Raw genomic sequence first — 24,966 nt, 5'->3', positions numbered from 1 at the left:
CCCGAGGAAACGAAGGATTGAGCCATGTCGCGCGTCTGCGAACTTACCGGCAAAGGCCCGATGTCGGGCAACAATGTAAGCCACGCGAACAACAAGACGCGTCGCCGCTTTCTGCCCAACCTGAACGAGGTCACCCTGATCTCGGACGCTCTGGGCCAGTCGTACAAGCTGCGCATCTCGGCCGCAGCTCTGCGTTCGGTGGATCACCGCGGTGGTCTGGACGCCTTCCTCGCGAAAGCCAAAGACGTTGAACTGTCGGGCAACGCGCTGAAAATCAAAAAAGCCCTCGCGAAAGCGCAGGACGCTGCAAAAGACCAAGACGCCGCGTAATCGCGCGTCCGGGCTTTCGCTCAGATCGTAAAAGCCCCGCTTCGGCGGGGTTTTTCCATGTGTGATGCCCAGGCTTGAGGCCCGGTTTTGGAGGGCCCGTGTTGGAGGCCCGGGTTTGGGGCCGAATATTGCCGGGCCAGCCCGTTTGGCCCGTGGTCGGCCCGATCTGCCGCGCCTCCGGTTGCCGGGGCCGCTGCGGGGAGCCGGAGCGCGGGCGCCCTCCTTCCGACGCTTGGCGGGTGCGGCGTTGCGCGATGGCGGGCCATGGTTTGCCGCCTTCCGCGGACAAGTGCCCCTCTCTCAGGAAGGCTGCGGCCAGATTGCGCGTTTGCAGGCGGAGTTTTCTGCGCTAGGACAGGCGGATGAATGTCCGGTTTGCCCCCTTTGCGCGGTCTGTCCTGGCCCTGGCCATGGCGCTGCTTCTGGCACTGACCAGCGAGTCTGCGGCCGTCGCGCGGGGCCAGACGATGCTGGCCGGGCAAATCATCCTGTGTTCCGGCGCGGCGATCACTCCCGTGTCGGGCGGGCCGGAGGGGCAGCCGCGGGGAACGGCGCATCTGTGCCCCGATATGGCGCTGACGCTTCTCGCGGCGCTTGATCTGCATCCCCCGCACTGGCAGCGCCCCACCACGCAGCTGCGCCGTGACGTGGCGCCGTCGCGGCGCCGGGGACAGGGCCGCAGCCTGCCTGTTGCCCGCGCCCGCGCGCCCCCTTTGGTGGCCTGACCCTCGCGCAGACCAAACCACCAACCAAAGGAACAGACATGACTTTTCGTTTTTCTCTGACGGCCGTCGCGACGGTCGCGCTCTCACTTGCTTGCGCCGGTATGGCGATGGCCGAGGCTGCGGTGCAGATCAGCGCGCCGATGATCCGCATTTCAACTCCGGGGGCCAAAACCGCGGCCGGGTTCCTGACGATCGCCAATGCAGCGGACCAGTCCGATCGCCTGCTCTCGGCCAAGACCGACCTGGCAGAACGCGCCGAGCTGCACACCAACAAGGTGGATGTGAACGGAATGATGCGCATGCTGCCGATGCCCGATGGCATTGTCATTGACCCGCAGGCCGAGCATGCGCTGGAAAGCGGCGGCGATCACATCATGTTCCTGGGCCTGAAAGCGCCGCTGAACAGCGGTGATGCGGTCGATGTGACCCTGACCTTTGAACATGCCGGGGCGATCACCGTTTCCATGCCCGTCGTGCTGACCGCCGATCTGGCCAGGATGCAAAAGGGGATGCCGGACGCGATGGCGCCGGGGCATATGGATCACAGCGCGATGCCGGGCATGACCGGAAATTGACCTGGACGAGAGGGCAGGGGGCGGAACCATGCCGCTTCGCCGTGGCCGCAGGGCAAAGTTACGCCATTGTGTCCGCCCCATGCCTTCCCCGCAGGTAAAGGTACTTTTCTCCGGCCCTCCGGAACGCTACATGAAACTGTCGGAATGATCCGGCGCCGGTCGCAGCCTACCCGGCATCTCAAAACAAGGACAACGGATATGAAAACACTGGTCGTCTGCTCCGGCGGACTCGATTCGGTGTCGCTGGCCCATATGATTGCGGCGGAATACAGCCTGATGGGGCTGGTTTCCTTCGATTATGGCCAGCGTCACGCCAAGGAGCTGACCTTTGCCCGCGCCTGCGCCGAGCGGCTGTCGGTGCCGTTCATCTGCATCGACATGCGCGCGATCGGGGCTGAGCTGACCGGCTCGGTGCTGACCGGGGCGGGCGAAGTGCCCGATGGGCATTATGCCGAAGAGACAATGCGCAGCACGGTGGTGCCGAACCGCAATGCGATCATGCTGTCGATTGCCTTTGGTGTTGCGGCGGCGCGCGGGGCGGATGCGGTGGCGACGGCCGTGCATGGTGGCGACCATTTCATCTATCCCGATTGCCGCCCGGCTTTTGCCAAGGCGTTCAATGATATGCAGGCGGCGGCGCTGGATGGCTATGCCTCGGTCCGTCTCTATACCCCGTTCGTTGAGCTGCCGAAGGCGGCGATTGTCGCGGCGGGTGCCCTGCATGACACGCCCTTTGCCGAGACCTGGTCCTGCTACAAGGGGGGCGCGCTGCATTGCGGCCGCTGTGGCACCTGTGTCGAGCGGCGCGAAGCCTTCCACCTCGCGGGCGTGCCGGACCCGACGGTCTACGAGGATCCCGACTTCTGGCGCGATGCGGTGGCGCGCGCGGCGCGGGAGGCACGGGGCTGATGTACCGGATTACCAAGCAATTCGCCTTTTCCGCCTCGCATCAGCTGTGCCATTTGCCGGATGATCACCCCTGCGCGCGTCTGCATGGGCACAACTATATCGTCGAGGTCGAACTGGCCGCCGAAACGCTCGATGAGAATGGGTTTGTGTTGGATTATCGGGCGCTTGCCCCGTTCAAGGCCTATATTGACGACCGGCTTGACCACCGGCATCTGAATGAGGTGTTCGGCCATGACGGCGTCACCTCTGAAGTGCTGGCGCGGGCACTGTTTGAATGGGCGCGGGCGCGTTGGCCTCAGGTGTCGGCGATGCGGGTGTCGGAGACGCCGAAGACCTGGGCCGAGTACCGGCCATGAGCGGGGTCAGCTTGCGGATCGCCGAGATTTTCGGCCCGACGATTCAGGGCGAGGGTGCGCTGATCGGGCAACCCACGGTTTTTGTGCGGGCGGGGGGCTGTGACTACCGCTGTCATTGGTGCGACAGCCTGCACGCCGTTGACAGCGCCTGGCGGCACGAATGGGCGGTGATGCAAACCGAGGAGATCTGGCAGCAGATCGCGGCGCTGTCGGGCGGGGTGCCCCTGGTGGTGACGATCTCCGGTGGCAATCCGGCGATTCAGGATTTCGGCCCGCTGATCGCCAGGGGCCGGGCCGAGGGCTATGGTTTTGCGCTCGAAACCCAGGGGTCGGTGGCGCAGGACTGGTTTGCCGACCTGGCCATGCTGGTGCTGAGCCCAAAGCCTCCCTCATCGGGCGAGACCCCCGATTGGGGCCGGTTCGAGGCCTGCCTGCGGGCCGCGGGCACCGCGGCGCGGGTGTTGAAGATCGTGGTTTTTGACGAGGCGGATTACCTCTGGGCCCGGGATGTGTCGCTGCGCTACCCGGATTTGCCGCTGGTGCTGCAGCCGGGCAACCATACGCCGCCGCCGCCCGAAGCGGAGGATGCCCGGATCGACATGGACGGGATCATCGGGCGGATGGATTGGCTGGTCAGCCGCGCGCTGGCGGATCAGTGGTTCACGGCGCGCATCCTGCCGCAGCTGCATGTGCTGCTCTGGGGGAACAAGCGCGGGGTCTGAGGGGCGGCATTGTGCTCTGCTGTATAGAGGGGGCGCTGCCCCCGTCGCCTTGCGGCGCCTCCCCCGAGGTATTTGGACCAAGAAGAAAACGAGACCGGCTGGCGGTCCCGCTGTTGCGGGGGATCAGCCTGCGCAATAGGCCTCGGCCAGGTCGCCGAATTGCTTGTAGCGCAGCCAGAAGGCTTCATCGCTGGCGCGGTCCGACTGGCGAACCTCTTGCGACATGTGAGGGTCTTTGAAGAATTTTGCGGCGCGACGTTGATCGGAACGGCTCAGCGCCTGATCGGCAACCTGCTGGATGCAGCCACAAAGGGCACGATTTGCCCCGGCGCGGCCCGCGCTCATGCAGGCGTTGTCGATGGCACCCGCAAAGGCCGGTGCTGCAAGGGGCGATGCGAGCAGCAACACTGCTGCGAACAGGGATTTCTTCATGGCTCTGCCTCTCAACCGGCACGGCTTGTTGCCGCGCGCTCATTTGCACGTGATTATGACGATTCTCGCAACAATTTTCAATTGATTGCGATGGGAACGCGCCATTTGTCGCGCATTGCGGCGGGTGCTACCACATTTCGCGGGTCATCGGGGCGCCTGAACCCCAGATGCAGGGTCAGCCGATCACCGTGGCCGGGTACCCTGCGCCTTTGAGCGCGGCGAGCACGGTGGATTCCGGCAGGCCGGACACTTCGACCAGCTTTTCTTCAAGGTCCACCTTGGCGCGCGACCCGACTGCCGCGATGGCAGATTCGATGGCCGCTTTGCAATGGCCGCAGCTCATGTCGGGAACGGAAAGGATCATTCGGGCACTCCTTATTTCCCGGATGATTGCGCGCTGCGGTGAAAAACGTCAACCGGTGACGGCGGGAAACAAACGGGCTCAGCGGTCCCGGCCGCGCCTGCTCTGGGGTCCGGGTTGCGGCCCGGCCGGAGATGCGTGATCTGGTGCAGGCCGGGGCCCGAAAGCGGCCCCGCAAGGCCCGGTGCAAGAGGCATTTCAGTTCGCGCGGATACCCCCTTCCCCGGTCAACGGGGAAAGGCTATACGGCGCCTCATGACCCAGCTTGATCTCATCCGCAACTTCTCGATCGTGGCCCATATCGACCACGGAAAATCCACCCTCGCCGACCGGCTGATTCAGCTCACCGGGACGGTGGCTGCGCGCGACATGAAGGCGCAGATGCTCGACAGCATGGACATCGAGCGGGAGCGCGGGATCACCATCAAGGCCAACACCGTGCGGATCGAATATCCGGCGAAGGATGGCAAGACCTATATCCTGAACCTGATCGACACCCCCGGCCACGTCGACTTTGCCTACGAGGTCAGCCGCTCGATGCGGGCGGTTGAGGGCTCGTTGCTGGTGGTGGATGCGTCGCAGGGGGTCGAGGCGCAGACGCTGGCCAACGTGTATCACGCGGTGGATGCCGGGCATGAGATCGTGCCGGTCTTGAACAAGATCGACCTGCCCGCCGCCGAGCCCGACCGGGTCAAGCAGCAGATCGAGGATGTGATCGGCATTGACGCCAGCGATGCGATTCCGATCTCGGCCAAGTCGGGTCTGGGGATTCCGGATGTGCTGGAAGCCATCGTCACCCGTCTGCCCGCGCCGAAGGGCGACCGCGATGCACCGCTGAAGGCGATGCTGGTCGACAGCTGGTATGACAGCTATCTGGGCGTTGTCGTCATGGTGCGCATCATGGATGGCGTGATGCGCAAGGGCGACCGGATCAAGATGATGCAGACCGATGCGGTTTACGGCATCGACAAGCTGGCTGTGTTGAAGCCGCAGATGGTGGATATTGCGGAGCTCGGGCCCGGCGAGATCGGCGTGTTCACCGCCTCGATCAAACAGGTGCGTGACACCCGTGTGGGCGACACGATCACCCATGAGCGCAAGGGCTGCACCACGCCGCTGCCGGGCTTCAAACCGGCGCAGCCGGTGGTGTTCTGTGGTCTCTTCCCCGTGGATGCCGCCGATTTTGAGGCTTTGCGGGAAGCGATTGAGAAACTCTCGCTGAACGATGCCTCGTTCTCCTCGGAGATGGAGACCTCGGCGGCTTTGGGCTTTGGTTTCCGCTGCGGCTTCCTCGGTCTTCTGCACCTTGAGGTGATCCGCGACCGGCTGGAGCGGGAATATGACCTCGATCTGATCACCACCGCGCCCTCGGTGGTGTTCAAGCTGCATATGCGTGACGGCGAGGTGCGCGATCTGCACAACCCCGCCGATATGCCCGATCTGACCTATGTCGACCATATCGAAGAGCCGCGGATCAAGGCGACGATCATGGTGCCTGATGAGTATCTGGGCGATGTGCTCAAGCTTTGTCAGGACCGCCGCGGCATCCAGATGGATCTGACCTATGCGGGCAGCCGCGCGATGGTGGTCTATGACCTGCCGCTGGCCGAAGTGGTGTTTGACTTCTACGACCGGCTGAAATCGGTGACCAAGGGCTACGCCAGCTTTGACTATACGATGATGGGCTACCGCGAGGATTTCCTTGTGAAAATGTCGATCCTGGTGAACGATGAGCCGGTGGATGCGCTGTCGATCATGGTGCACCGCGACCGGGCCGAGGCGCGCGGCCGGGCAATGGTGGAAAAGCTGAAAGAGCTGATCCCGCGGCATATGTTCAAGATTCCGATCCAGGCGGCGATTGGCGCGCGGGTGATCGCCCGCGAAACCCTGAGCGCGATGCGCAAGGACGTGACCGCGAAATGCTATGGCGGCGACGTGACGCGGAAGAAAAAGCTGCTGGAGAAGCAGAAGGCCGGGAAAAAGAAGATGCGGCAGTTCGGCAAGGTCGAGATCCCGCAGACCGCCTTTATCTCTGCCCTCAAGATGGACAGCTAAGACATTCGGGGCGCCTCAGGGCGCCCCGTTTCACATCTGGCGCCGTCAGAACACCACGCCGCTTTTCAGCACGATATTGGCATAGGGAGTGAATTCCCCGGTGCGCACCACCGCGCGCGCCTGCGCGGACAGTTCCTTCAGCGCGTCATGGCTGATCGCCTCGCAGGGGATCTGCGCGTGGAAGGCGGCGGCGAGGGCGGGGCTGGCCTCTTCGGCGATGACCGCCTCCTCCACTTGCAATTCGCTCAGCACGGCGGCCAGCACCGGCATGATGCCGGGCAGGCCGGGGCTGACGGCCAGATCAATGCAGGGCACGCCGGGCGGCACCGGCAGTCCGGCATCGCCGATCACCAGCATGTCGCCATGTCCCATCCGGGCGATCAGCGCCGAGAGTTGCGCATTCAGCAAGGGGCCTTTTTTCATTCTGTTCTCCTGCGGTTTGCGCGACCTTGCCATAAAGAAACAGCCCCCGCCACGCTCTGTGGCTGGGGCTGTTAAAACGGGGCGGCGGCGTTGGGGATGTCCGCCTGTCACCCGTTATGGCCGGATGCACGCGCAGGGAGAACGCGTGGGGATTGATCCGACGCTTACATGTCGTTTTGGGTTTTCGCGGCCTCGGTGGTGATCGTGCTGCCAGCCGACTGCATGTCACGGCCGGCGCCTTTGACCGTCTCACAGGCGGTCAGCGCAAACATGGCGAGGATCAGGGCAGAGGCGGTAATGGTGCGGGTCATGATAAGCTCCTGTGGCGTTCATTTCGTCAACGCGGGGCCGGGGGAGTGGTTCCCTGACACAGGCACTTTTTTCAAAGGCCGATCCGCGGCGTGACCAGTGAGGTTAACGATTCGTTAATATTGCCGCCGCAAGCTGCCGGGATGCGCCCTTTCATCCGCCTCATTCTGGGTCTGATCACCGGCCTTGTGGCCGCCTGTGCCTCGCCTGCGCCACAGTATTTTGGCGCGGCCCGGCAGGAGGTGGTGCTGGAGGGGATCTCCTTCACCGTCTTCACCCGGGAGACCAGCGCCGAGGTGATCCGCCACGGCTATCTGACGCGGGCAGAGCGCGCGCCGGTGCCCGCCCTGATGGCCCGCGCGGCAGAGCAGGCCTCGGGCTGTCGGGTGATTCCGGGCGCAATTGTCACAGGGCTGCCCGGCGATACGGGCGAGGCCCGCTTTCAGCTGCGCTGCTGACATAGATCAAGGAAACCGTGGCCGCGCCGTGGTCAGGGTGAGTTGTCACCCATCCTGGTCAACGGGGAGTTCACCATGGTTCGCTTGTTCTCAATCATCTATTCGCTCGCCGGCAGTGCCCTGGCCGGGTCCGGTGTCGTGATGGCCCTCAGCACCGGCCACTACGGGGCAGAGCCGATCCTGATCGGCGCGGCGGCGGGGGCTCTCCTCGCCGTGCCGCTCAGCTGGCTGGTCGCCCGGCGGCTCCTCGCCTAGGACGAAAGCGCCACACGCAGGGCGGCTTCGAACTCGCGCGGGCGGTCGGCATGCAGCCAGTGGCCCGCGCCTTCGATGGCGGTAAAGCGGGCCTTGGGGAACTGGGCGAGGATCCCGTCATGCGCTTCGGGGCGCACATAATGCGATTGCGCCCCATAGATCATGTCGCAGGGGCCGGTGTATTGGCCCGGCGTCTGCGGCCAGCCGGTGATCTGATCCATGTAGGCGCGCAGCACCGGCAGGTTCAGCTTCCACCGGGGCGGCGTCTGGGTCAGATCCAGCGATTGCAGCAAAAAGGCGCGCACCCCCGGCTCGTCAATCGTTTCGGCCATGCGCTTATCGGCCTCCGAGCGCAGTTTCAGCCCGGTCAGATCCAAGGCTTCCATCGCGTCGATCATCGGGTTCTGGCTGTGGCGATAGGCCACCGGGGCGATATCGGCCACGATCAGCTGCGCCACCAGATCGCCCTCGGTCAGCGCCAGCTGCATCGCGGCCTTGCCCCCCATCGAATGGCCGAGCACGGCGGCGCGGCCGCCATGCGCCTCGATCACCTCGGCCAGATCGCCCGCCAGATCGGCATAGCTGTGGCCGGGATACCAGGGGCTGTCGCCGTGGTTGCGCATGTCCACCGCGATGACCTGCCGGTCGTCGGACAGGCGGCGCGCGATCACCCCCCAATTGCGGGCAGAGCCGAAGAGGCCGGGGACGATCAACAGGGGCGGGGCGTCGGTGGGTTCACCGTGAATCACAATATTCAGCATGGCTTCAGCGTAACTTAGCCCCGGCAGGACCGCCAGTGGCGAAAACCCCGCAACGCGCATCCGCCGCCGGTGCGGCCCGCCCAAAACCGTTGCCTGCGCCGGTGCCGCAGGCTAGGTTGCCGCCACAAAGGAGCCCGCATGAATCCCACAACCTTGCATCAGATGACGGAACGCGTGGCGGGATTGATGGAGCAGCGTCTGGGCGCGCGGGGGCGGGGCCTGCAGGCCAAGCTCGCCGCCAGGGGCCGGGCTCTGCCGCGCAAGGTGCGGCAAGCGGCGACCCTTCTGGCCGAGGCGGAGCAGCTGGCGGCCAATCCCCGGCTGGCGATGCGGATGGATGCCGAGCAGGTCTCGGCGGCCTATGATCTTTGCGTGACCTATCTCAAGCCGCTGGGGCAGGGCGCACGGCTGCGCGGCCATCTTCTCGGCATCACCGCCTCCATCGCCTTCGGGCTGGTGGTGATCGGGGCGGCGCTGCTCGGCGTGCTGGTCTGGCGCGGGCTGCTTTAACCCGCGCGCTCGTCTGAGGTTTCGGCGAGATCAGCGCGGGTCAGCGGATGGCGGTGCGTGACCTGCCGCAGCACCAGCGTCACGGTGACAAAGCTGACATAGAGCAAGAGGTACCAGCTGCCCATCTTGGCAAAGCTGACCCGCTCCCACACCGCCTGCCCGGCATAGGCCCAGGTGCCGGTCAGCGTGCCGATATTCTCGGCAATCCACAGCGCGACGGAGGAGAAAAACGCCGCCAGCGGCAGCGGCATCCAGTACCAATGCGCCAGCCGGAACCAGATCCGGGTGCGGGCAAACATCACGATGGTTGCCGCGAACAGCGCCAGCCGGATGTCGGGCAGAAAGTGATGGCTGAAAAAGTTCACATAGATCGCCAGCGCCAGCACCAGCGTCGCGGCAAAGGGCGGATAGGGGGCAAAGCGCATCTCAAAGAGGCGGATCACCCGCGCCATATAGCTGCCCACGGCGGCATACATGAAGCCCGAGAACATCGGCACCTGCAGGATCTTGAACATCCCCGCTTCCGGATAGGCCCACGAGCCCGCGTCGACCTTGAAGATCTCCATGGCGGTGCCGGTCAGGTGAAAGAGCAGGATCACCCGCGCCTCGGCCAGAGTCTCCAGCCGGAAGAGGAGGAATATGGCCTGTGTGGCCACGGCAAAAATGAACAGCGCATCATACCGCGCCAGCGCCCAATCGGGCTGCCAGATCAGCTTGCTGAGGATGATCGCGCCCAGCATCAACCCGCCAAAGAGGCAGGCCCAGCCCTGTTTCAGCACGAACATCACCAGCTCGCCCAGCCAGTGCGGCAGGCGTGCGCGGACCCGGTCGCCCAGCCGCCGCTCCAGCGCGCGGGTGGCGTTGGGGCGGTTCAGGCGGCTTTCGGGGGCCGGATCGGGAATTGTGGCTGGAAATGCGGGCGCCCGGTCCTTGTCAGACCGGGCGCCTTTGGGGTCACCCTGCAATGATCACAACCCGGGGATCAGAGCGCGGGGTAAAGCGGGAAGCGGGCGCAGAGGGCCGCCACTTCGGCGCGCACTTCGGCCTCGGCGGCCTCGTTGTCATCCTCGCCATGCGCGGCCAGACCGTCGACGACCTTGACGATCATCCGGGCGATCTGGCGGAACTCTTCCTCGCCAAAGCCGCGGGTGGTGCCGGCCGGGGTGCCCAGACGGATGCCCGAGGTCACGGTCGGCTTTTCCGGGTCAAACGGGATGCCGTTCTTGTTGCAGGTGATATGCGCGCGGCCGAGCGCCTTGTCGGTCGCATTGCCCTTCACGCCTTTCGGGCGCAGGTCGACCAGCATGACATGGGTGTCGGTGCCGCCGGTGACGATGTCGAGGCCACCTTTCATCAGCTCATCCGCCAGCGCCTGCGCGTTGGCGATGACCTGTTTGGCATAGGTCTTGAACTCGGGGCGCAACGCCTCGCCAAAGGCCACGGCTTTCGCGGCGATGACATGCATCAGGGGGCCGCCCTGAATGCCCGGGAAGATCGCCGAGTTCACCTTTTTGGCGATCTCTTCGTTGTTGGTCAGGATCATGCCGCCGCGCGGACCGCGCAGGGTCTTGTGGGTCGTGGTGGTCGCCACATCGGCATAGGGGAAGGGGGACGGATGCGCGCCGCCCGCCACCAGACCGGCGAAATGGGCCATGTCCACCATCAGATAGGCACCGACCTTGTCGGCAATCGCGCGGAATTTCGCGAAATCAATCTGCCGCGGGATGGCCGAGCCGCCAGCGATGATCATTTTCGGCTGATGCTCGATCGCCAGCGCCTCAACCTCATCATAATCGATGCGGCTGTCTTGCTTGCGCACGCCATATTGCACGGCGTTGAACCATTTGCCCGACTGGTTGGGGGCCGCGCCATGGGTCAGGTGACCGCCCGAGGCGAGGTTCATGCCCAGAATGGTGTCACCCGGTTTGATCAGCGCCTGAAACACGCCTTGGTTCGCCTGCGACCCCGAGTTCGGCTGCACATTGGCAAATTCACAGCCAAAGAGCTGTTTCGCGCGGTCGATGGCCAGCTGCTCGGCCACGTCGACGAACTGGCAGCCGCCGTAGTAGCGCTTGCCCGGATAGCCTTCGGCATATTTGTTGGTCATCACCGACCCCTGCGCTTCCATCACGGCGGCAGAAACGATGTTTTCCGAGGCGATCAGCTCGATCTCGTCGCGCTGGCGACCCAGCTCGTTGCGGATCGCGCCGAAAAGTTCGGGGTCACGGGTATCGAGGCCTTCGGTAAAGAAACCGGCGTCGCGTTGCGGGGCGTTCATGGGCGTCTCCTGCAGAAATTTGTGGCTTCTTTATCGCAGAAATTCCGGTGCCGGAAGCGGACAAAACGACATGCGTGCGATTTGCCGCGCCATTTGTGTGGGTTCTGCGCCCGCGCGGTGCCGATCCGGCCCTTGTGTTTCCGATCCGCGCTTGCCACAACTTTTGACCAAAGGATCGGTCACCGGGGGGCCGAAGGGGGATGAGCGGTTGAGAATCCATTTCGTGGCGTCGACGGTCGACTCGGCACAGCACGCCTTGGCGGGTCTGACCACGCGCTATGGCCAGGCCCCGCGCGGCGATGCCGAGGTGATCGTGGCATTGGGCGGGGACGGCTTCATGCTGCAGACCCTGCATGAGGGCACCGATCTGCCGGTCTATGGGATGAACTGCGGCACCATCGGCTTTTTGATGAACGATTACGCCGAAGAGGCGCTGGTCGAGCGGTTGCAGGAGGCGGAACTGGCCGAGCTGAAGCCGCTGGCGATGCGGGCGGGCACCGTGGATGGAGCGGTGCATGAGGCTTTGGCGATCAATGAGGTCGCCCTGCTGCGCGCAGGCCCGCAAGCGGCCAAGCTGAAAATCAGCGTCAACGGGCGGGTGCGGCTGCCCGAGCTGGTCTGCGACGGCGCGCTGATCTCCACCCCGGCGGGCTCCACCGCCTATAATTATTCGGCACATGGCCCGATCCTGCCGATTGGCGCCGATGTGCTGGCGCTGACGGCGATGGCGGCCTTTCGCCCCCGGCGCTGGCGCGGCGCAATCCTGCCGACCACCGCCGTGGTGCGCTTTGATGTGCTCGAGGCCGAGAAACGTCCGGTGATGGCCGATGCCGACAGCCGCCATTCGGTCAAGCCGGTGACCTGGGTCGAAATCAGCTCCGCGCCCACCACCACCTATGGCATCTTGTTTGATCCGGGCCATGGTCTGGAAGAGCGGCTGATGCGCGAGCAGTTCGCCTGACAGCGCGGCGCAGCGGCCGGGTTTCCTGTCTGAGGGATCGCTGACCCGCGCTGAGCCGCCCGCGCCAATGCGCCCCCGTTGACCCGCCTGCGCCGATCTGCTGCCCGCGCCGTCACCGGTGCTGCGCCTCGGGCATTATCGCGGGGCCGTCTCCGGATCGGTCCATTGCGCCATCTTGCGGTAGAGTGTCGAGGGGGCCACCGCCAGTTCCCGCGCCGCCCGCGGCACAGAGCCATCGTGACGGCTGAGCGCCGCTTCGATCGCCTGCCGCTCAATTTCGGCCAATGTCATGCCGCGCCAGGCTTCGCGCGGCGCAGAGGGGGGCTGGGGGGTGGTCTTCGGTGCCGCGCTGCCATTGGCATGGCCGTTCGGGGCCGGCATCAAAGAGCCGTTGGCGACGGTCGCGGAGGGCACGCCCATGGGCTGGGCTTGCGCAAGGGGCTGAAGCATCGGCTCGGTCGGCACGCCCGGCGCATACGGCGCCGCCGTCTCCCAGGCGCTGGCCGCGGGCGGGGGGCTGCGGGTCAGCGCGGCGGGCAGGGCATCTGCGCTGATCTCGTCGGATGTGCACATCACCACCGCGGCCCGGATGCAGTTGGACAGCTCGCGGATATTGCCCGGCCAGTCATAATTCACCAGCAAGGTCCGCGCTTCGGCCGCGAGATGGCGCGGCCCCTGGTTCTCGATCCGCGACAGATCAGACAGCATGCGCTGCGCCAGCAGCAAGATGTCATCGCGCCGCTGGCGCAGTGGCGGCATCAAGAGCCCCACCACATTCAGCCGGTAATACAGATCCTCGCGCAGGCGCCCGGCGCGGATCGCGTTGTGCGGATCGTGCCGGCTGGCGCTGATCACCCGCAGATCCACCTTGCGCGGGCCCCCCGGTCCCTCGGCGCGCACCGTGGATGTCTCGAGCAATTTGATCAGATAGGTTTGCAGCGCAGGCGCCAGATCACAGATTTCATCCAGAAAAAGCGTCCCGCCATCGGCGCTCAGCGCCAGCGCGCGCCCGCGGTTCAGCCGCTCAACCTCGGCATCCTGTCCCTGACCGAGCGCCGAGAGCGCGGCACAGTTGACCGTGATGAACGGCGCTTCCTGGCGGGGAGACAGGGCGTGAATGGCATGCGCCGCCGTGTCTTTGCCGCTGCCGCTCTCCCCGGTCAGGAAACAGGGCGCATCGGAAGCGGCAATCGCCCGGATGCGGGCATAGAGGCGTTGCATGATCGGGCTGTTGCCGACAAATCCGGGCACGCTTTGCGCGGCCTCGGCATGGGCGCGGTGGCTGCCGCCCAGAAACGCACCGGGCGTCGGTGCGCCAAAGGCACTTTTCAGCGAGGCCGCCAATTGGCCGACATCATAGGGGGTGACCAGAAAGTCATGCGCACCTGCCCGCATGGCCTCCACGGCGCGGTCGATCTCGCTGGCGGGGCTGGTCACGATGACCGGCACGTCCGGGCGCTCTGCCAGCATCTCGCCCAGCAGCGCCAGCGCATCGCGGTCCGGCAGGCGCAAGGCCATGACAACGATCTGCATTTCGTTGCGCCGGAAGGCCTGCAAGGCGGCATCAGCGGTGTCGACATGCTTCAGACGATAGCCCTCTTCGCGCAGGCTGGCCTCGGTCACGTGCCGCGGGGGCACCAGATCGATCATCAGCACCGACACCGTCTGATTGCCCGATTGCAGGGTCATCGAGGCGCGGCCTGACGTGCGACTTCCCGCGCGGTAAAACGGATCAGCCCGTCGATCTGGCGCATCAGCGGCAAATGTGTGCGCCGCATGGCAATCCGGTCGTTCAGCAGACAGGCCTGATTGAAGGCCTCGGCATGGCGTTGCAAGGCATGGGCCGAGATGGTTTCCGCGATCGCGATCAACACCCGGATGGTGACGGCGCTCACGTCGGGTTCCTCGGCGTCGAAGCGGCCGATGCTGCGTTCGATCCGGGTCAGATCCGTCAGCAAATTGCGGAGCAGGTCAATGCGGTCCGCCGGTTGGGTCATCTCGACCAGCTTGTCAAATCCCGCAGGCGCCTGTGGGGGGAGCGGCGCCGCCCGCCCTTGCGGGCCAATCTGCCCGGCCTTTTCGCGGGCCCGGACCATCGCATGCGCCAGCAACTCCGCATCACTGCTGGGCCAGGCCAGAACCTGATCTGCCCCGGCGGCCCGCAGCCCGTCCTGAAACACCCGCAGCAGGCATCCGCTCAGCGCCATCAGAGCGGGGCTGCTGCCGGTGTCGCGCGCCTGTCGCAGGCGGCGCAGCAATTCCTGTCCGGCCAGATGATCGGGCCCGCTCACCCCGATCAGCACCAGATCGCAATCCTTGCCCGCGGCCTGCACCGAGCGGGTGATATGCGCCAGGATGACATGGCAGTTCAGCCGCTCAAGCATCTGGCGCAGGTCGCCTTGCCGCGGCGTGAGCCCATCGACCAGCATGACCCGCATGCCTCGCAGATTCGGCAGGGTGCTGCCCGGTGCTTCCGGGGCAAAGGGCACCAGCAGACGCACTTCTGCGCCGCCTTCGGGCAGGTTGGTCACCGCAATCCGGCCGCCGAGTTGCGCCAACATGCATTGCGCGACATAGAGCCCCATGCCATGCCCGGGCTGGCCCATCTCGGCGGGTGTCGGTGCCACGCCGCTGAACAGCCGCTTGAGCGCGAATTCATGAAAACCGGGACCGGTGTCGGTCACCCGGAACTCCAGCAGGCCGTCTTCACTGATGCAGGTGCACAGGCGCACCGACCCCGTCGCGGTGTATTGAAACGCATTGGTCAGCACCTGCGACAGCATCCGCTCGATCACCAGCCGGTTCAGGCGCAGGCGCGCGGGCACATCCGCCGCCAGCCACAGGTGAAAGCTGAGGTTGCATTCGTCGGCGCGACCCGACCAGCGCAGTTCAAGATCCTGCAGGAAGGTCTGAAGCACAAGCACGGGGGCGTCGGATTGCGGCCCTGCGCTCAGCTCTTCGAGTTGCAGCAGGCGCGTTGCCGCCTCTCCGGCGACGCGGACCCGCTCGAAATGCAGCCGGGCGGCATCGTCCAGCGCCGAGGCCTCGATCTGGCGCAACTCTCCCATCATGTCCGTGACGGCGGCGGTCAGCTCCCGGTCCAATGTGTGCGGACGTCCCGCAATCGCAGCTTGGGTTGCGGCGTCGTTCTGGCTGTCCCGGGCGCGCCGGGGAGGAGGTAAGAAGCTGCTGTTCATATTCGGCCTTTTGAACATATTGTTCAGCGGTGGCGGGTCATTTGCAAGAAAACTATCGCCGACACGGGCCGACAGGGCCAAAAATTGTCTCAGATATGAGATCAATCAACCCCAATACGCAAAATTGAAGCCCCCGCGCCGGCGGAGCGGGGCGGGGGAGGCAGGGTCATTGTGCCCGTGGGGCTGCGCGCCTTGCGGCTCCGGGCGGTTTCCGGCTCAGGTCACGGGAAGGCCGAGTCGCTTCAGCGCGGCGCCGATTTCGTCCAGAATGGCGGGGTCATCAATCGTCGCGGGCGGGGTGAAGGGCGTGCCATCGGCAATCTTGACCATCGTTGCCCGCAGGATCTTGCCGGAGCGGGTCTTGGGCAGGCGGTCAACCACGCAGGCGAGTTTGAAGGCCGCAACCGGGCCGATCTGGTCGCGCACGCGGGCCACGCATTCTTTGACCACCTCGGCCTCAGGGCGGTTCACCCCCTTGTTCAGGCACAACAGCCCGAGCGGTGCCTGCCCTTTCAGCGCATCCGCAATCCCGATCACCGCGCATTCGGCAACATCGGGATGGCCCGCCAGCACCTCTTCCATCGCGCCCGTCGACAGGCGATGGCCCGCGACGTTGATCACGTCATCGGTGCGCGCCATGATGTAGAGATAGCCGTCCGCGTCGATATAGCCCGCATCGCCCGTCTCGTAATAGCCGGGGAAATGCTCGAGATAGGCTTTGCGGAACCGCGCTTCGGCATTCCAGAGCCCCGGCAGGGTGCCCGGCGGCATCGGCAGTTTCACCGCAATCGCGCCCAAGGTGCCTGGGGCGACGGGTTGGCCGCCCTCATCCAGCACCTGCACGTCATAGCCGGGCATCGGCACCGTCGGGCTGCCGATCTTGGTGGGCAGCTCTTCAATCCCCAGCGGGTTGGCGGCAATTGCCCAGCCGGTTTCCGTCTGCCACCAATGGTCCACCACCGGTACGCCCAGATGCCGCTGCGCCCATTGCACGGTGTCAGGATCCGCCCGCTCGCCCGCGAGGAACAAAGCCTGCAAGCCGCGCAGGTTGTAGTCGCCGATCAGTTTGCCCTCCGGGTCCTCGCGCTTGATGGCGCGCAAAGCGGTGGGGGCGGTGAAAAAGCTCTTCACCTTGTGGTTCTGGATCACCCGCCAGAAGGTGCCCGCATCTGGCGTGCCGACCGGCTTGCCCTCAAACACGATCGTCGTCGCTCCGGCGATCAGCGGTGCATAGCAGATATAGCTGTGCCCGACGACCCAGCCGACATCCGAGGCGGCCCAGAACACATCGCCCGCTTCGATGTTGTAGATGGCCTTCATCGTCCAGTTCAGCGCCACCAGATGCCCGGCGGTCGCCCGCACCACCCCCTTCGGCTGGCCGGTGGTGCCGGAGGTATAGAGGATATAGGCCGGGTGATTGCCCTCAACCGGCACACATTCCGCCGGTTCCACCCCGAACTGAAAGCTGTGCCAGGCGACATCGCGCCCCTCGACCAGTTTCGCCACCTCTTGCTCGCGCTGAAAGATCACGCAGAAGTCGGGCTTGTGCGTCGCGGTGTCGATGGCCTTGTCGAGGAGCGGCTTGTAATGCACCACCCGCCCCGGCTCGAGCCCGCAAGAGGCGGCGATGATCGCCTTCGGGCGGGCATCATCAATCCGCACCGCCAGCTCATGCGCGGCAAAGCCGCCAAAAACCACCGAATGAATGGCCCCCAGCCGGGCGCAGGCCAGCATCGCCTCCAGCGCCTCGGGGATCATCGGCATGTAGAGGATGACGCGGTCGCCCTTTTCCACGCCCTTGGCGCGCAGGGCACCGGCCAGACTGGCGACGCGGGCCTGCAGCTCGCGGTAGGTGATGCCCTTGGTCGAATGGGTGATCGGGCTGTCATGGATGATCGCCAGCTGATCGCCGCGCCCGGCTTCGACATGGCGGTCGACCGCGTTCCAGCAGGTGTTCACCTGCGCATCTGCGAACCATTCATAGAGCGGGGCATTTTCGGCACACAAAGCCTGTGACGGCGGTTTCACCCAATCGATGCCGCCCGCTGCCTGCATCCAGAACCCCTCGGGGTCCGATTGCCATGCTGCATATACATCTTTGTATGCCATTGTATGCCTCCTCCAAGCTTGAATACTTGTACCGAGGCGCCGGGCATTTGGGCAAGAATGTTACCGCCCCCATTTCGGGCGTTGGGCAGAAAATTTGCAAAAATGCGCGGGCCGACGGTGCAAACTTATGCAAAGCCCGCGCGATTATTCAGCATCTGTTGTATATCGCCCCGGCTTTGCAAACTGCGGCGCCGGGGCGGGGGACTCAGCCGTAATGCGCCACCGGCGTGCCGGCGATGGCCGACATGTTCAGCAGGCCGCGGGTGGTGATCGAGGGGGTGACAATATGCGCCTTGTTGCCCATGCCCATCAGGATCGGGCCCACTTCCAGCCCGCCGCCTTTCAGCTTGAGGATGTTGCGCACGCCCGAGGCCGCGTCGATATTGGCAAAGACCAGCACATTCGCCGCGCCCTCAAAACGGCCGCCCGGGAAGATCCGGTCGCGCAGGCCCTGATCCAGCGCCGCGTCGATGTGCATCTCGCCCTCATAGCAGAAATCCGGTTCCCGCAGATCCAGCATCGCCATCGCATCGCGCATCGCCTTGCCCGAGGGCGTGTCGAGGTTGCCGAATTGCGAATGGCTGCACAAAGCCACCTTCGGCTTCAGGCCAAAGCGCCGCACGTGCCGGGCGGCACCGATCACCGCTGTGGTGATCTGCTCGGGCGTGGGCTCCGGGTTCACATGGGTGTCGGCGATGAACAGCGGCCCGTCTTCCAGGATCATCAGGCTGAGCGCGCCCGCCGGATGCAGCCCGTCACGCGCGAGGATCTGGCGCACATAGTTCAGGTGCCACAGATATTGCCCGAAGGTGCCGCAGATCATGCTGTCAGCCTCGCCACGATGCACCATCACCGCGGCAATCGCGGTGGTGTTGGTGCGCATCACCGCGCGGGCGATGTCGGGGGTGACACCCTGACGCGCCATCAGCTCGTGATAGGTGCCCCAGTAATCGCGGTAACGCGGGTCGTTTTCCGGGTTCACGATCTCGAAATCCACGCCCGGGCGGATCGGCAGGCCCGCGCGCTCGCAGCGGGTGGCGATCACATCGGGGCGGCCGATCAGGATCGGCTTGTCGGTGGTTTCCTCGATCATCGCATTGGCGGCACGCAGCACGCGCTCATCCTCGCCCTCGGCAAAGACGATGCGGCGGGTGGCGGTGGCGGCGGCTTCAAACACCGGACGCATCAGCATGGCGGATTTGAAGACCGAACCGTCAAGCTGACGCTTGTAGGCCGCCACATCCGTCAGCGGCCGGGTGGCAACGCCGGTTTCCATCGCCGCTTTCGCCACGGCGGTGGCGACGGTGCCGATCAGCCGCGGGTCAAACGGCTTCGGGATCAGATATTCCGCCCCAAAGCTCAGCTTCTCCCCGCTATAGGCGGCGGCGGCCTCGGCGCTGGTGGTGGCGCGGGCGAGGGCGGCGATGCCTTCGATACAGGCGATCTGCATCGCATCATTGATCTCGGTCGCGCCCACATCCAGCGCGCCGCGGAAGATGAAGGGGAAACACAGGACGTTGTTCACTTGGTTCGGATAATCCGAGCGCCCGGTGGCCATGATCGCATCCGGGCAAACCTCGCGCACCAGTTCCGGGGTGATCTCCGGCGTCGGGTTGGCCAGCGCGAAGATGATCGGCTGCGGCGCCATCCGCGTCACCATCTCCTGCGTCAGCACCCCGGGCCCCGAGAGGCCTAGGAAGAGGTCGGCGCCATCAATCACCTCGGCCAGCGCCCGCTTGTCCGAGGCCTGGGCATAGGCGGCCTTTTGCGGATTCATATCCTGCTCGCGGCCTTCATAGACCAGACCGTGTATGTCGCAGAGCCAGACATTCTCGCGTTTCACGCCCAGTTTCAGCAGCATGTTCAGGCAGGCGATGCCCGCCGCGCCGCCGCCGGTCGAGACGACCTTGATGTCTTCGAATTTCTTGCCCGCGACATGCAGCGCATTGGTGGCCGCAGCTCCCACCACAATGGCGGTGCCGTGCTGGTCATCGTGAAAGACCGGAATGTTCATCCGCTCGCGGCAGAGCTGCTCGACGATGAAGCAATCGGGGGCCTTGATGTCCTCAAGGTTGATCGCGCCAAAGGTCGGCTCCAGCGCGCAGACAATCTCGGCCAGCTTGACCGGATCGCTCTCGTTCACCTCGATGTCAAAGCAATCGATATTGGCGAATTTCTTGAACAGAACCGCCTTGCCCTCCATCACCGGCTTGGAGGCCAGCGCGCCGATATTGCCGAGGCCCAGCACGGCGGTACCGTTCGACACCACCGCCACAAGGTTCCCGCGCGAGGTGTAGCGCGCGGCGGTGGCGGGATCGGCCTTGATCTCGAGGCAGGCCTCGGCGACGCCCGGCGAATAGGCGCGGCTGAGGTCGCGGCCATTGGCGAGGGGTTTTGTCGCGCGGATCTCCAGCTTCCCCGGTTTCGGGAATTCGTGGTAATCCAGTGCGGCCTGGCGGGTCTTGTCGTGGCGAGCGTCTTCCATGGGGCCTCCGAGAAACTGGTTTAGCCCTAAACTAGATATCTCTCAGGGGGAATAGGGCTTTCCCGCCGCACTGCGGCAACGGGCTGACATCTGCCTGACATCTGTAACGCGGCAATGGCGAAATGCGCAGTACTTTCCACAGAACTTTCCGCAGCGGCTGCGCTTGCACCCGGCGCGGCCCCGGCGCAGGATGGCGAAAACAACCATTTCAGGGAGATGCCGGATGTCGCTGCTCGATGCTGCCAGACAGGTGCGTGAAAATGCCTATGCCCCCTATTCGCGCTTTAAGGTGGGCGCCGCCATTCGCGGCAAATCCGGCGTGATCTATGGCGGGGTGAATGTTGAAAACGTCGCCTATCCCGAGGGGACCTGCGCCGAAGCCGGGGCCATCGCGGCGATGGTGGCGGCGGGCGAGACCGAGCTGATCGAAGTGGCGGTGATTGCTGATTGCCCCACGCCGGTTCCGCCCTGCGGCGGCTGTCGGCAAAAACTGGCGGAGTTTGGCAAATCCGACGTGCCGGTGACGCTGGCCACCACCGATGGCGCGCGGATGGATACGACGATTGGCGATCTGCTGCCGGGGCGGTTTGACCTCTCGCATATGGAACGCAGCTGATGGAGGCCCGCAGCGTCATTGCCGCGCTGCGCGACGGGCATGGATTGTCGCCAGAGGCCTCGCGCTGGTTTGCCGCCGGGCTTGCCTCGGGCGCGGTTTCGGATGCGCAGGCCGGGGCCTTTGCGATGGCGGTGTTTCTGAACGGGCTGAATGCGCCCGACCGGGTGGGGCTGACCTGCGCCATGCGCGACAGCGGGCAGGTCTTGCAATGGGACATGCCGGGGCCGGTGGTCGACAAACATTCCACCGGGGGCATCGGTGACAGCGTCAGCCTGCTGCTCGCCCCGGCGCTGGCCGCCTGCGGTGCCTATGTGCCGATGATTTCCGGCCGGGGGCTGGGTCATACCGGTGGCACGCTCGACAAACTGGAGAGCATCCCCGGCTACCGCGCGACGCCCGATCCCGAAAAGCTGCGCCGGGTGGTGCAAGAGGTGGGCTGCGCCATCGTCGGCGCGACCGATGACCTCGCCCCCGCCGACCGCCGCCTCTACGGCATCCGCGACATCTCGGGCACGGTGGAAAGCCTCGATCTGATCACCGCCTCGATCCTGTCGAAAAAGCTGGCGGCGGGGCTGGAGGTGCTGGTGCTTGACGTCAAGGTCGGCTCCGGTGCCTTCATGAAAACCCTGCCGAAAGCGCGGGCTTTGGCGCGGGCTTTGGTCGATACCGCCAATGGCGCGGGCTGCAAGACCAGCGCGCTGATCACCGATATGAGCCAGCCCCTGGGCCATTCGGCGGGCAATGCGCTCGAGGTGCTGGAGGTGATGGAGACGCTGACCATGGGCGCGGTGAATGAGGCGCTTTGGGATGTGACCGCGGCTTTGGGCGGCGAGGTTCTGGCGCTGGCGGGTCTTGCGCCCGATCTCGATGCAGGTGCGGCGATGATTGATGCCGCGCTGGAATCCGGCCGCGCGGCGGAGCGTTTTGGCCAGATGATCGCGGCCCTCGGCGGCCCCGCGGATTTCGTTGAACGCTACCCCGACCGGCTGCCCTCCGCCCCGGTGATCCGCCCGGTTCTGTCGCCGCGCGAAGGGTTTATCGAGGCCATCGACGCCGAGGCATTGGGCCATATCGTTGTGCGTCTCGGCGGCGGGCGGTTGAACGGGGCCGACCGCATCAACCCCTCGGTCGGCCTCTCCGGGCTGGCGGCGATTGGCGAGGAGCTGGAGGAGGGCGAGCCCTTCGCCCTCGTGCATGCCGCAACGCCCGAGGCCGCAGAGGCGGCGGTGGCGGCTGTGCAGGCCGCCTATCGCATCGCCGAGGAACCGCCGGAGGAACCGGCGCTGATCCTCGAAAGGATCGGCGGATGAGCCGGGCGTTCTTGATCGTGATGGACAGCGTCGGCATCGGCGGCGCGCCGGATGCGGGCACGTTTTTCAACGACGGGCGCCCCGATACCGGCGCGAATACGCTCGGCCATATCGCCCGGCTTTGCGCCGAAGGCCGGGCCGACGAGGGCCGCAGCGGCCCGCTGCAGCTGCCGCATCTCGATGCCCTGGGGCTTGGAGCGGCGCTGACCCTCGCCTCTGGGGTGGGGGGGCCGGGGCTCGGGGCGGCGCCGCAGGGCCTTTGGGGGGCGGCGAGCGAAGTGTCGCGCGGCAAGGACACGCCCTCGGGGCATTGGGAACTGGCCGGGGTGCCGGTGCCCTGGGAATGGCAGTATTTCCCCGACAGTCAGCCCAGCTTTCCACCCGAGGTCTCGGCGGCTTTGGCGGCAGCGGCGGGGACGATGGGCATTTTGGGCAATTGTCACGCCTCGGGCACCGAGATCATCGCGCGGCTGGGGCAGGCGCATCAGGAAAGCGGCTGGCCCATCTGTTACACCTCGGCGGATTCCGTGCTGCAAATCGCGGCGCATGAAGAGAGTTTCGGGCTGGAGCGGCTCTTGGATCTGTGCCGCGCGGTGGCGCCGATGCTGCATGCGATGAAGATTGGCCGGGTCATTGCCCGCCCCTTCATCGGCGCGCCAGGGGCCTATACCCGCACGCCGAACCGCCGCGATTTTGCGATTGCACCGCCCGCGCCCACGCTGCTCGATTGGGCAGAAGCGGCGGGGCGGCCCACCCATGCGGTGGGCAAAATCGGCGATATCTTCTCGCATCGCGGCATTGGCACCCTGCATAAGGGCAAGGATGATGCTGCACTTTTCGAACATCTGATGGCGCTTGCAGACCATGCCGAGCCCGGTTCCTTGACTTTTGCCAACTTTGTTGAGTTTGACAGCCTTTATGGCCATCGCCGCGATGTCGCGGGCTATGCAAGGGCGCTGGAATGGTTTGACGCAGGCGTCGGACGTTTCCTCGCGCCGTTGCAACCCGGCGATCTGGCGCTGTTCACCGCCGATCATGGCAATGACCCCAGCTGGTCGGGCACCGATCACACGCGCGAGCGGGTGCCGGTGCTGGGCTGGGGTGTCGGCGCCAAAGCGGTGGGGCAGGTGGCTTTCGTCGATGTAGCGGCCTCGGTCGCTGCGCATCTGGGGCTGGAGACGCGTGGCCCGGGAAGGAGCTTTTTGTGATCGAGTTGAAAAAGGTTGAGCTGCATCTGCATCTGGAGGGGGCCGCCCCGCCGGCGTTCATTCGCCAGCTGGCGCATGAAAAACGCATGGATATCAGCGGCATATTCGATGAGAACGGCAATTATGCCTATCGCGATTTCTGGCATTTCCTGCAGGTCTATGAGGCGGCAACCTCCACCCTGACCCGGCCCGAGGATTACGCGCGGCTGACCCGCGCGGTCCTGTCTGAAGCGGCAGAAGCGGGGGTGATCTATGCTGAAACCTTCCTGTCGCCGGATTTTTGCGGCGGTCGCGATGTCTCGGCCTGGCGCGAGTATCTGCAGGCGATGCAGGAGGCGGCAATGGAGGCCGAGCGAGATTTCGGCATCACCCTGCGCGGTATCGTGACGGCGATCCGGCATTTTGGCCCGGAGAAGGCGCGGGAAACCGCGCTCTGCGCCGCTGAGACGGCGGGCGACTGGATCACCGGCTTTGGCCTTGCCGGAGATGAGCAATCCGGGCAACCCGTTGACTTCAAATGGTCCTTTGATTGCGCGCGCGAGGCGGGGCTGCGGCTGACCGCCCATGCGGGCGAATGGGGCGGGCCAGAGAGCGTGCGCGCCGCCTGGCGCGACCTTGGGGTTGAGCGCATCGGCCATGGTGTCCGTGCCATCGAGGATCTGCGGCTGGTCGATGAGCTGGCCGAGGCGGGGGTGGTGCTCGAGGTCTGTCCCGGCTCGAACGTCGCGCTGGGCCTTTATCCCTCCTGGGCGCAGCATCCGATTGCCAGATTGCGCGACCGGGGCGTCAAGGTGACGGTCTCGACCGATGATCCGCCCTTCTTCCATACCACCATGGTTCGCGAGTATGAGATGCTGAACCGCAGCTTCGGCTGGGAGACGGAAGAGCTGAATCAGCTGGCGCGAACGGCGGCCGAGGCGGCTTTCTGCGATGCGGCGACCAAGGACAAGATTTTGAAAAAGCTGGAGAACAAGGATGTCTGAACATCTGACAATCGTCGATCACCCCCTCGTGCAGCACAAGCTGACCCTGATGCGGGACAAGGACACCTCGACCGCGAGTTTCCGGCGGCTTTTGCGGGAAATCAGCCTGCTTCTGGCCTATGAGGTGACGCGCGGTCTGGAAATGACCACCCGTTGGATCGAAACGCCGATTCAGCCGATGGAAGCGCCGATCCTGGACGGCAAGAAGCTGGCGCTGATCTCGATCCTGCGGGCCGGGAACGGGCTGATGGATGGCATTCTGGAACTGATCCCGGCGGCGAGGGTGGGCTTTGTCGGTCTTTACCGAGACCCCGAGACGCTGCAACCGGTGCAATATTACTGCAAGGTTCCGGCCGAGTTGGAGGACCGGATGGTCATCGTGGTCGACCCGATGCTGGCCACCGGCAATTCCTCGGTTGCAGCGGTGGATCTGCTGAAGGAAAAGGGCGCCAAGAACATCCGGTTCCTCTGCCTGCTGGCCGCGCCCGAGGGCGTGAAGCGGATGCAGGAAGCGCATCCCGATGTGCCGATTGTCACAGCATCTGTGGATGAAAAGCTGAATGACCATGGATATATTGTTCCAGGCCTAGGGGATGCGGGCGACCGCATGTTTGGTACTAAATAGGGCAATAATCCTT

27 protein-coding genes are annotated in these 24,966 nt (G+C 65.1%); 16 read left to right on the top strand and 11 right to left on the bottom strand.

Annotated features, from left to right (window positions below; all coding sequences use genetic code 11):
• The first annotated feature begins 24 nt into the window (after positions 1 to 24).
• The 6 genes from rpmB to queE all read left to right on the top strand — a co-directional run bounded on the left by rpmB (position 25) and on the right by queE (position 3,617).
• Positions 25 to 330: a 50S ribosomal protein L28 gene (rpmB, locus tag ACEN2S_RS01820; protein WP_441861576.1), complete on the top strand. Its 306-nt coding sequence runs from the start codon at positions 25 to 27 to the stop codon at positions 328 to 330.
• A gap of 362 nt (positions 331 to 692) precedes the next feature.
• Positions 693 to 1,055, top strand: coding sequence for a hypothetical protein (locus tag ACEN2S_RS01815; RefSeq protein ID WP_441861573.1), 363 nt, complete (start codon positions 693 to 695; stop codon positions 1,053 to 1,055).
• 38 nt (positions 1,056 to 1,093) lie between these two features.
• The gene (locus ACEN2S_RS01810) at positions 1,094 to 1,630 is read left to right on the top strand and encodes a copper chaperone PCu(A)C (protein WP_441861571.1); all 537 of its coding nucleotides are present in this window, start codon (positions 1,094 to 1,096) and stop codon (positions 1,628 to 1,630) included.
• A gap of 198 nt (positions 1,631 to 1,828) precedes the next feature.
• Entirely contained in the window at positions 1,829 to 2,539 is a 711-nt protein-coding gene (queC, locus tag ACEN2S_RS01805) for a 7-cyano-7-deazaguanine synthase QueC (RefSeq protein WP_441861568.1), read from the top strand.
• Positions 2,539 to 2,895: a 6-carboxytetrahydropterin synthase QueD gene (gene queD, locus ACEN2S_RS01800; protein WP_441861565.1), complete on the top strand. Its 357-nt coding sequence runs from the start codon at positions 2,539 to 2,541 to the stop codon at positions 2,893 to 2,895. Before queC ends, queD begins: the two co-directional genes overlap by 1 nt.
• On the top strand, positions 2,892 to 3,617 hold the full coding sequence (queE, locus tag ACEN2S_RS01795) for a 7-carboxy-7-deazaguanine synthase QueE (RefSeq protein ID WP_441861563.1): 726 nt from the start codon (positions 2,892 to 2,894) through the stop codon (positions 3,615 to 3,617). Before queD ends, queE begins: the two co-directional genes overlap by 4 nt.
• A 123-nt stretch (positions 3,618 to 3,740) precedes the next feature.
• Here the strand turns inward: queE and ACEN2S_RS01790 are convergent, their stop codons facing one another.
• Both ACEN2S_RS01790 and ACEN2S_RS01785 read right to left on the bottom strand, forming a co-directional pair.
• Entirely contained in the window at positions 3,741 to 4,049 is a 309-nt protein-coding gene (locus ACEN2S_RS01790; protein ID WP_441861560.1) for a hypothetical protein, read from the bottom strand.
• A 175-nt stretch (positions 4,050 to 4,224) separates the two neighbouring features.
• Positions 4,225 to 4,413 carry a heavy-metal-associated domain-containing protein gene (locus tag ACEN2S_RS01785; RefSeq protein ID WP_441861558.1) on the bottom strand — a complete coding sequence of 63 codons (189 nt, stop codon included), beginning with the start codon at positions 4,411 to 4,413 and terminating at the stop codon, positions 4,225 to 4,227.
• A 252-nt stretch (positions 4,414 to 4,665) separates the two neighbouring features.
• On the opposite strand from ACEN2S_RS01785, the gene lepA reads away from it, so the two are divergent.
• The gene (gene lepA, locus ACEN2S_RS01780) at positions 4,666 to 6,465 is read left to right on the top strand and encodes a translation elongation factor 4 (RefSeq protein WP_441861555.1); all 1,800 of its coding nucleotides are present in this window, start codon (positions 4,666 to 4,668) and stop codon (positions 6,463 to 6,465) included.
• A gap of 45 nt (positions 6,466 to 6,510) precedes the next feature.
• Here lepA and rbsD read toward each other — a convergent pair whose 3' ends face one another.
• Both rbsD and ACEN2S_RS01770 read right to left on the bottom strand, forming a co-directional pair.
• Positions 6,511 to 6,888 carry a D-ribose pyranase gene (rbsD, locus tag ACEN2S_RS01775; RefSeq protein ID WP_441861552.1) on the bottom strand — a complete coding sequence of 126 codons (378 nt, stop codon included), beginning with the start codon at positions 6,886 to 6,888 and terminating at the stop codon, positions 6,511 to 6,513.
• Between the two features lie 164 nt (positions 6,889 to 7,052).
• Complete coding sequence (locus ACEN2S_RS01770; RefSeq protein WP_441861549.1) at positions 7,053 to 7,199, bottom strand: entericidin A/B family lipoprotein; 147 nt, start codon at positions 7,197 to 7,199, stop codon at positions 7,053 to 7,055.
• Between the two features lie 141 nt (positions 7,200 to 7,340).
• Here ACEN2S_RS01770 and ACEN2S_RS01765 point away from each other — a divergent pair, with 141 nt between their 5' ends.
• Both ACEN2S_RS01765 and ACEN2S_RS01760 read left to right on the top strand, forming a co-directional pair.
• Positions 7,341 to 7,655, top strand: a complete 315-nt coding sequence (locus ACEN2S_RS01765; RefSeq protein ID WP_441861546.1) for a hypothetical protein — start codon at positions 7,341 to 7,343, stop codon at positions 7,653 to 7,655.
• Positions 7,656 to 7,730: 75 nt separating this feature from the next.
• Entirely contained in the window at positions 7,731 to 7,910 is a 180-nt protein-coding gene (locus tag ACEN2S_RS01760) for a hypothetical protein (protein ID WP_441861543.1), read from the top strand.
• On the opposite strand, the gene ACEN2S_RS01755 is transcribed toward ACEN2S_RS01760, so the two are convergent.
• Positions 7,907 to 8,671, bottom strand: a complete 765-nt coding sequence (locus ACEN2S_RS01755; RefSeq protein ID WP_441861541.1) for an alpha/beta fold hydrolase — start codon at positions 8,669 to 8,671, stop codon at positions 7,907 to 7,909. The genes ACEN2S_RS01760 and ACEN2S_RS01755 overlap by 4 nt on opposite strands.
• 138 nt (positions 8,672 to 8,809) lie before the next feature.
• On the opposite strand from ACEN2S_RS01755, the gene ACEN2S_RS01750 reads away from it, so the two are divergent.
• Entirely contained in the window at positions 8,810 to 9,181 is a 372-nt protein-coding gene (locus ACEN2S_RS01750; protein ID WP_441861538.1) for a hypothetical protein, read from the top strand.
• On the opposite strand, the gene ACEN2S_RS01745 is transcribed toward ACEN2S_RS01750, so the two are convergent.
• On the bottom strand, positions 9,178 to 10,146 hold the full coding sequence (locus ACEN2S_RS01745; RefSeq protein ID WP_441861535.1) for a DUF817 domain-containing protein: 969 nt from the start codon (positions 10,144 to 10,146) through the stop codon (positions 9,178 to 9,180). The two genes, ACEN2S_RS01750 and ACEN2S_RS01745, sit on opposite strands and share 4 nt — an antisense overlap.
• Positions 10,147 to 10,163: 17 nt before the next feature.
• The gene (gene glyA, locus ACEN2S_RS01740; RefSeq protein WP_441861533.1) at positions 10,164 to 11,459 is read right to left on the bottom strand and encodes a serine hydroxymethyltransferase; all 1,296 of its coding nucleotides are present in this window, start codon (positions 11,457 to 11,459) and stop codon (positions 10,164 to 10,166) included.
• Between the two features lie 208 nt (positions 11,460 to 11,667).
• Here glyA and ACEN2S_RS01735 point away from each other — a divergent pair, with 208 nt between their 5' ends.
• Positions 11,668 to 12,420 carry an NAD kinase gene (locus ACEN2S_RS01735; protein WP_441861530.1) on the top strand — a complete coding sequence of 251 codons (753 nt, stop codon included), beginning with the start codon at positions 11,668 to 11,670 and terminating at the stop codon, positions 12,418 to 12,420.
• A gap of 135 nt (positions 12,421 to 12,555) precedes the next feature.
• Here the strand turns inward: ACEN2S_RS01735 and ACEN2S_RS01730 are convergent, their stop codons facing one another.
• From ACEN2S_RS01730 to ACEN2S_RS01715, 4 genes are all read right to left on the bottom strand, one after another.
• The gene (locus ACEN2S_RS01730) at positions 12,556 to 14,109 is read right to left on the bottom strand and encodes a sigma 54-interacting transcriptional regulator (protein ID WP_441861527.1); all 1,554 of its coding nucleotides are present in this window, start codon (positions 14,107 to 14,109) and stop codon (positions 12,556 to 12,558) included.
• Complete coding sequence (locus ACEN2S_RS01725) at positions 14,106 to 15,617, bottom strand: ATP-binding protein (protein WP_441861524.1); 1,512 nt, start codon at positions 15,615 to 15,617, stop codon at positions 14,106 to 14,108. The genes ACEN2S_RS01730 and ACEN2S_RS01725 overlap by 4 nt, the downstream gene beginning before the upstream one ends.
• 216 nt (positions 15,618 to 15,833) lie before the next feature.
• On the bottom strand, positions 15,834 to 17,726 hold the full coding sequence (prpE, locus tag ACEN2S_RS01720; RefSeq protein WP_441861521.1) for a propionate-CoA ligase PrpE: 1,893 nt from the start codon (positions 17,724 to 17,726) through the stop codon (positions 15,834 to 15,836).
• Positions 17,727 to 17,931: 205 nt separating this feature from the next.
• Positions 17,932 to 20,211, bottom strand: coding sequence for an NADP-dependent malic enzyme (locus ACEN2S_RS01715; protein WP_441861518.1), 2,280 nt, complete (start codon positions 20,209 to 20,211; stop codon positions 17,932 to 17,934).
• Positions 20,212 to 20,281: 70 nt separating this feature from the next.
• On the opposite strand from ACEN2S_RS01715, the gene ACEN2S_RS01710 reads away from it, so the two are divergent.
• From ACEN2S_RS01710 to upp, 5 genes are read left to right on the top strand one after another with little or no spacing between them, the layout of a single operon-like run.
• Positions 20,282 to 20,827, top strand: a complete 546-nt coding sequence (locus ACEN2S_RS01710; RefSeq protein WP_441861843.1) for a cytidine deaminase — start codon at positions 20,282 to 20,284, stop codon at positions 20,825 to 20,827.
• Complete coding sequence (locus ACEN2S_RS01705) at positions 20,827 to 22,137, top strand: thymidine phosphorylase (RefSeq protein WP_441861516.1); 1,311 nt, start codon at positions 20,827 to 20,829, stop codon at positions 22,135 to 22,137. Before ACEN2S_RS01710 ends, ACEN2S_RS01705 begins: the two co-directional genes overlap by 1 nt.
• Complete coding sequence (locus ACEN2S_RS01700; RefSeq protein ID WP_441861513.1) at positions 22,134 to 23,345, top strand: phosphopentomutase; 1,212 nt, start codon at positions 22,134 to 22,136, stop codon at positions 23,343 to 23,345. The genes ACEN2S_RS01705 and ACEN2S_RS01700 overlap by 4 nt, the downstream gene beginning before the upstream one ends.
• A complete protein-coding gene (locus tag ACEN2S_RS01695) occupies positions 23,345 to 24,328 on the top strand; it encodes an adenosine deaminase (protein WP_441861841.1) in 984 nt (327 codons plus the stop codon). Before ACEN2S_RS01700 ends, ACEN2S_RS01695 begins: the two co-directional genes overlap by 1 nt.
• Entirely contained in the window at positions 24,321 to 24,953 is a 633-nt protein-coding gene (gene upp / locus ACEN2S_RS01690; protein WP_441861510.1) for a uracil phosphoribosyltransferase, read from the top strand. The genes ACEN2S_RS01695 and upp overlap by 8 nt, the downstream gene beginning before the upstream one ends.
• Positions 24,954 to 24,966 lie beyond the last annotated feature (13 nt).

The organism is Phaeovulum sp. W22_SRMD_FR3 (genome assembly GCF_052113705.1).
In the GTDB taxonomy this organism is placed as follows: domain Bacteria; phylum Pseudomonadota; class Alphaproteobacteria; order Rhodobacterales; family Rhodobacteraceae; genus JBGQOG01.
The sequence above is the reverse complement of the archived record's forward strand: the minus strand, read 5'-3'. Positions and strand labels throughout refer to the sequence as shown.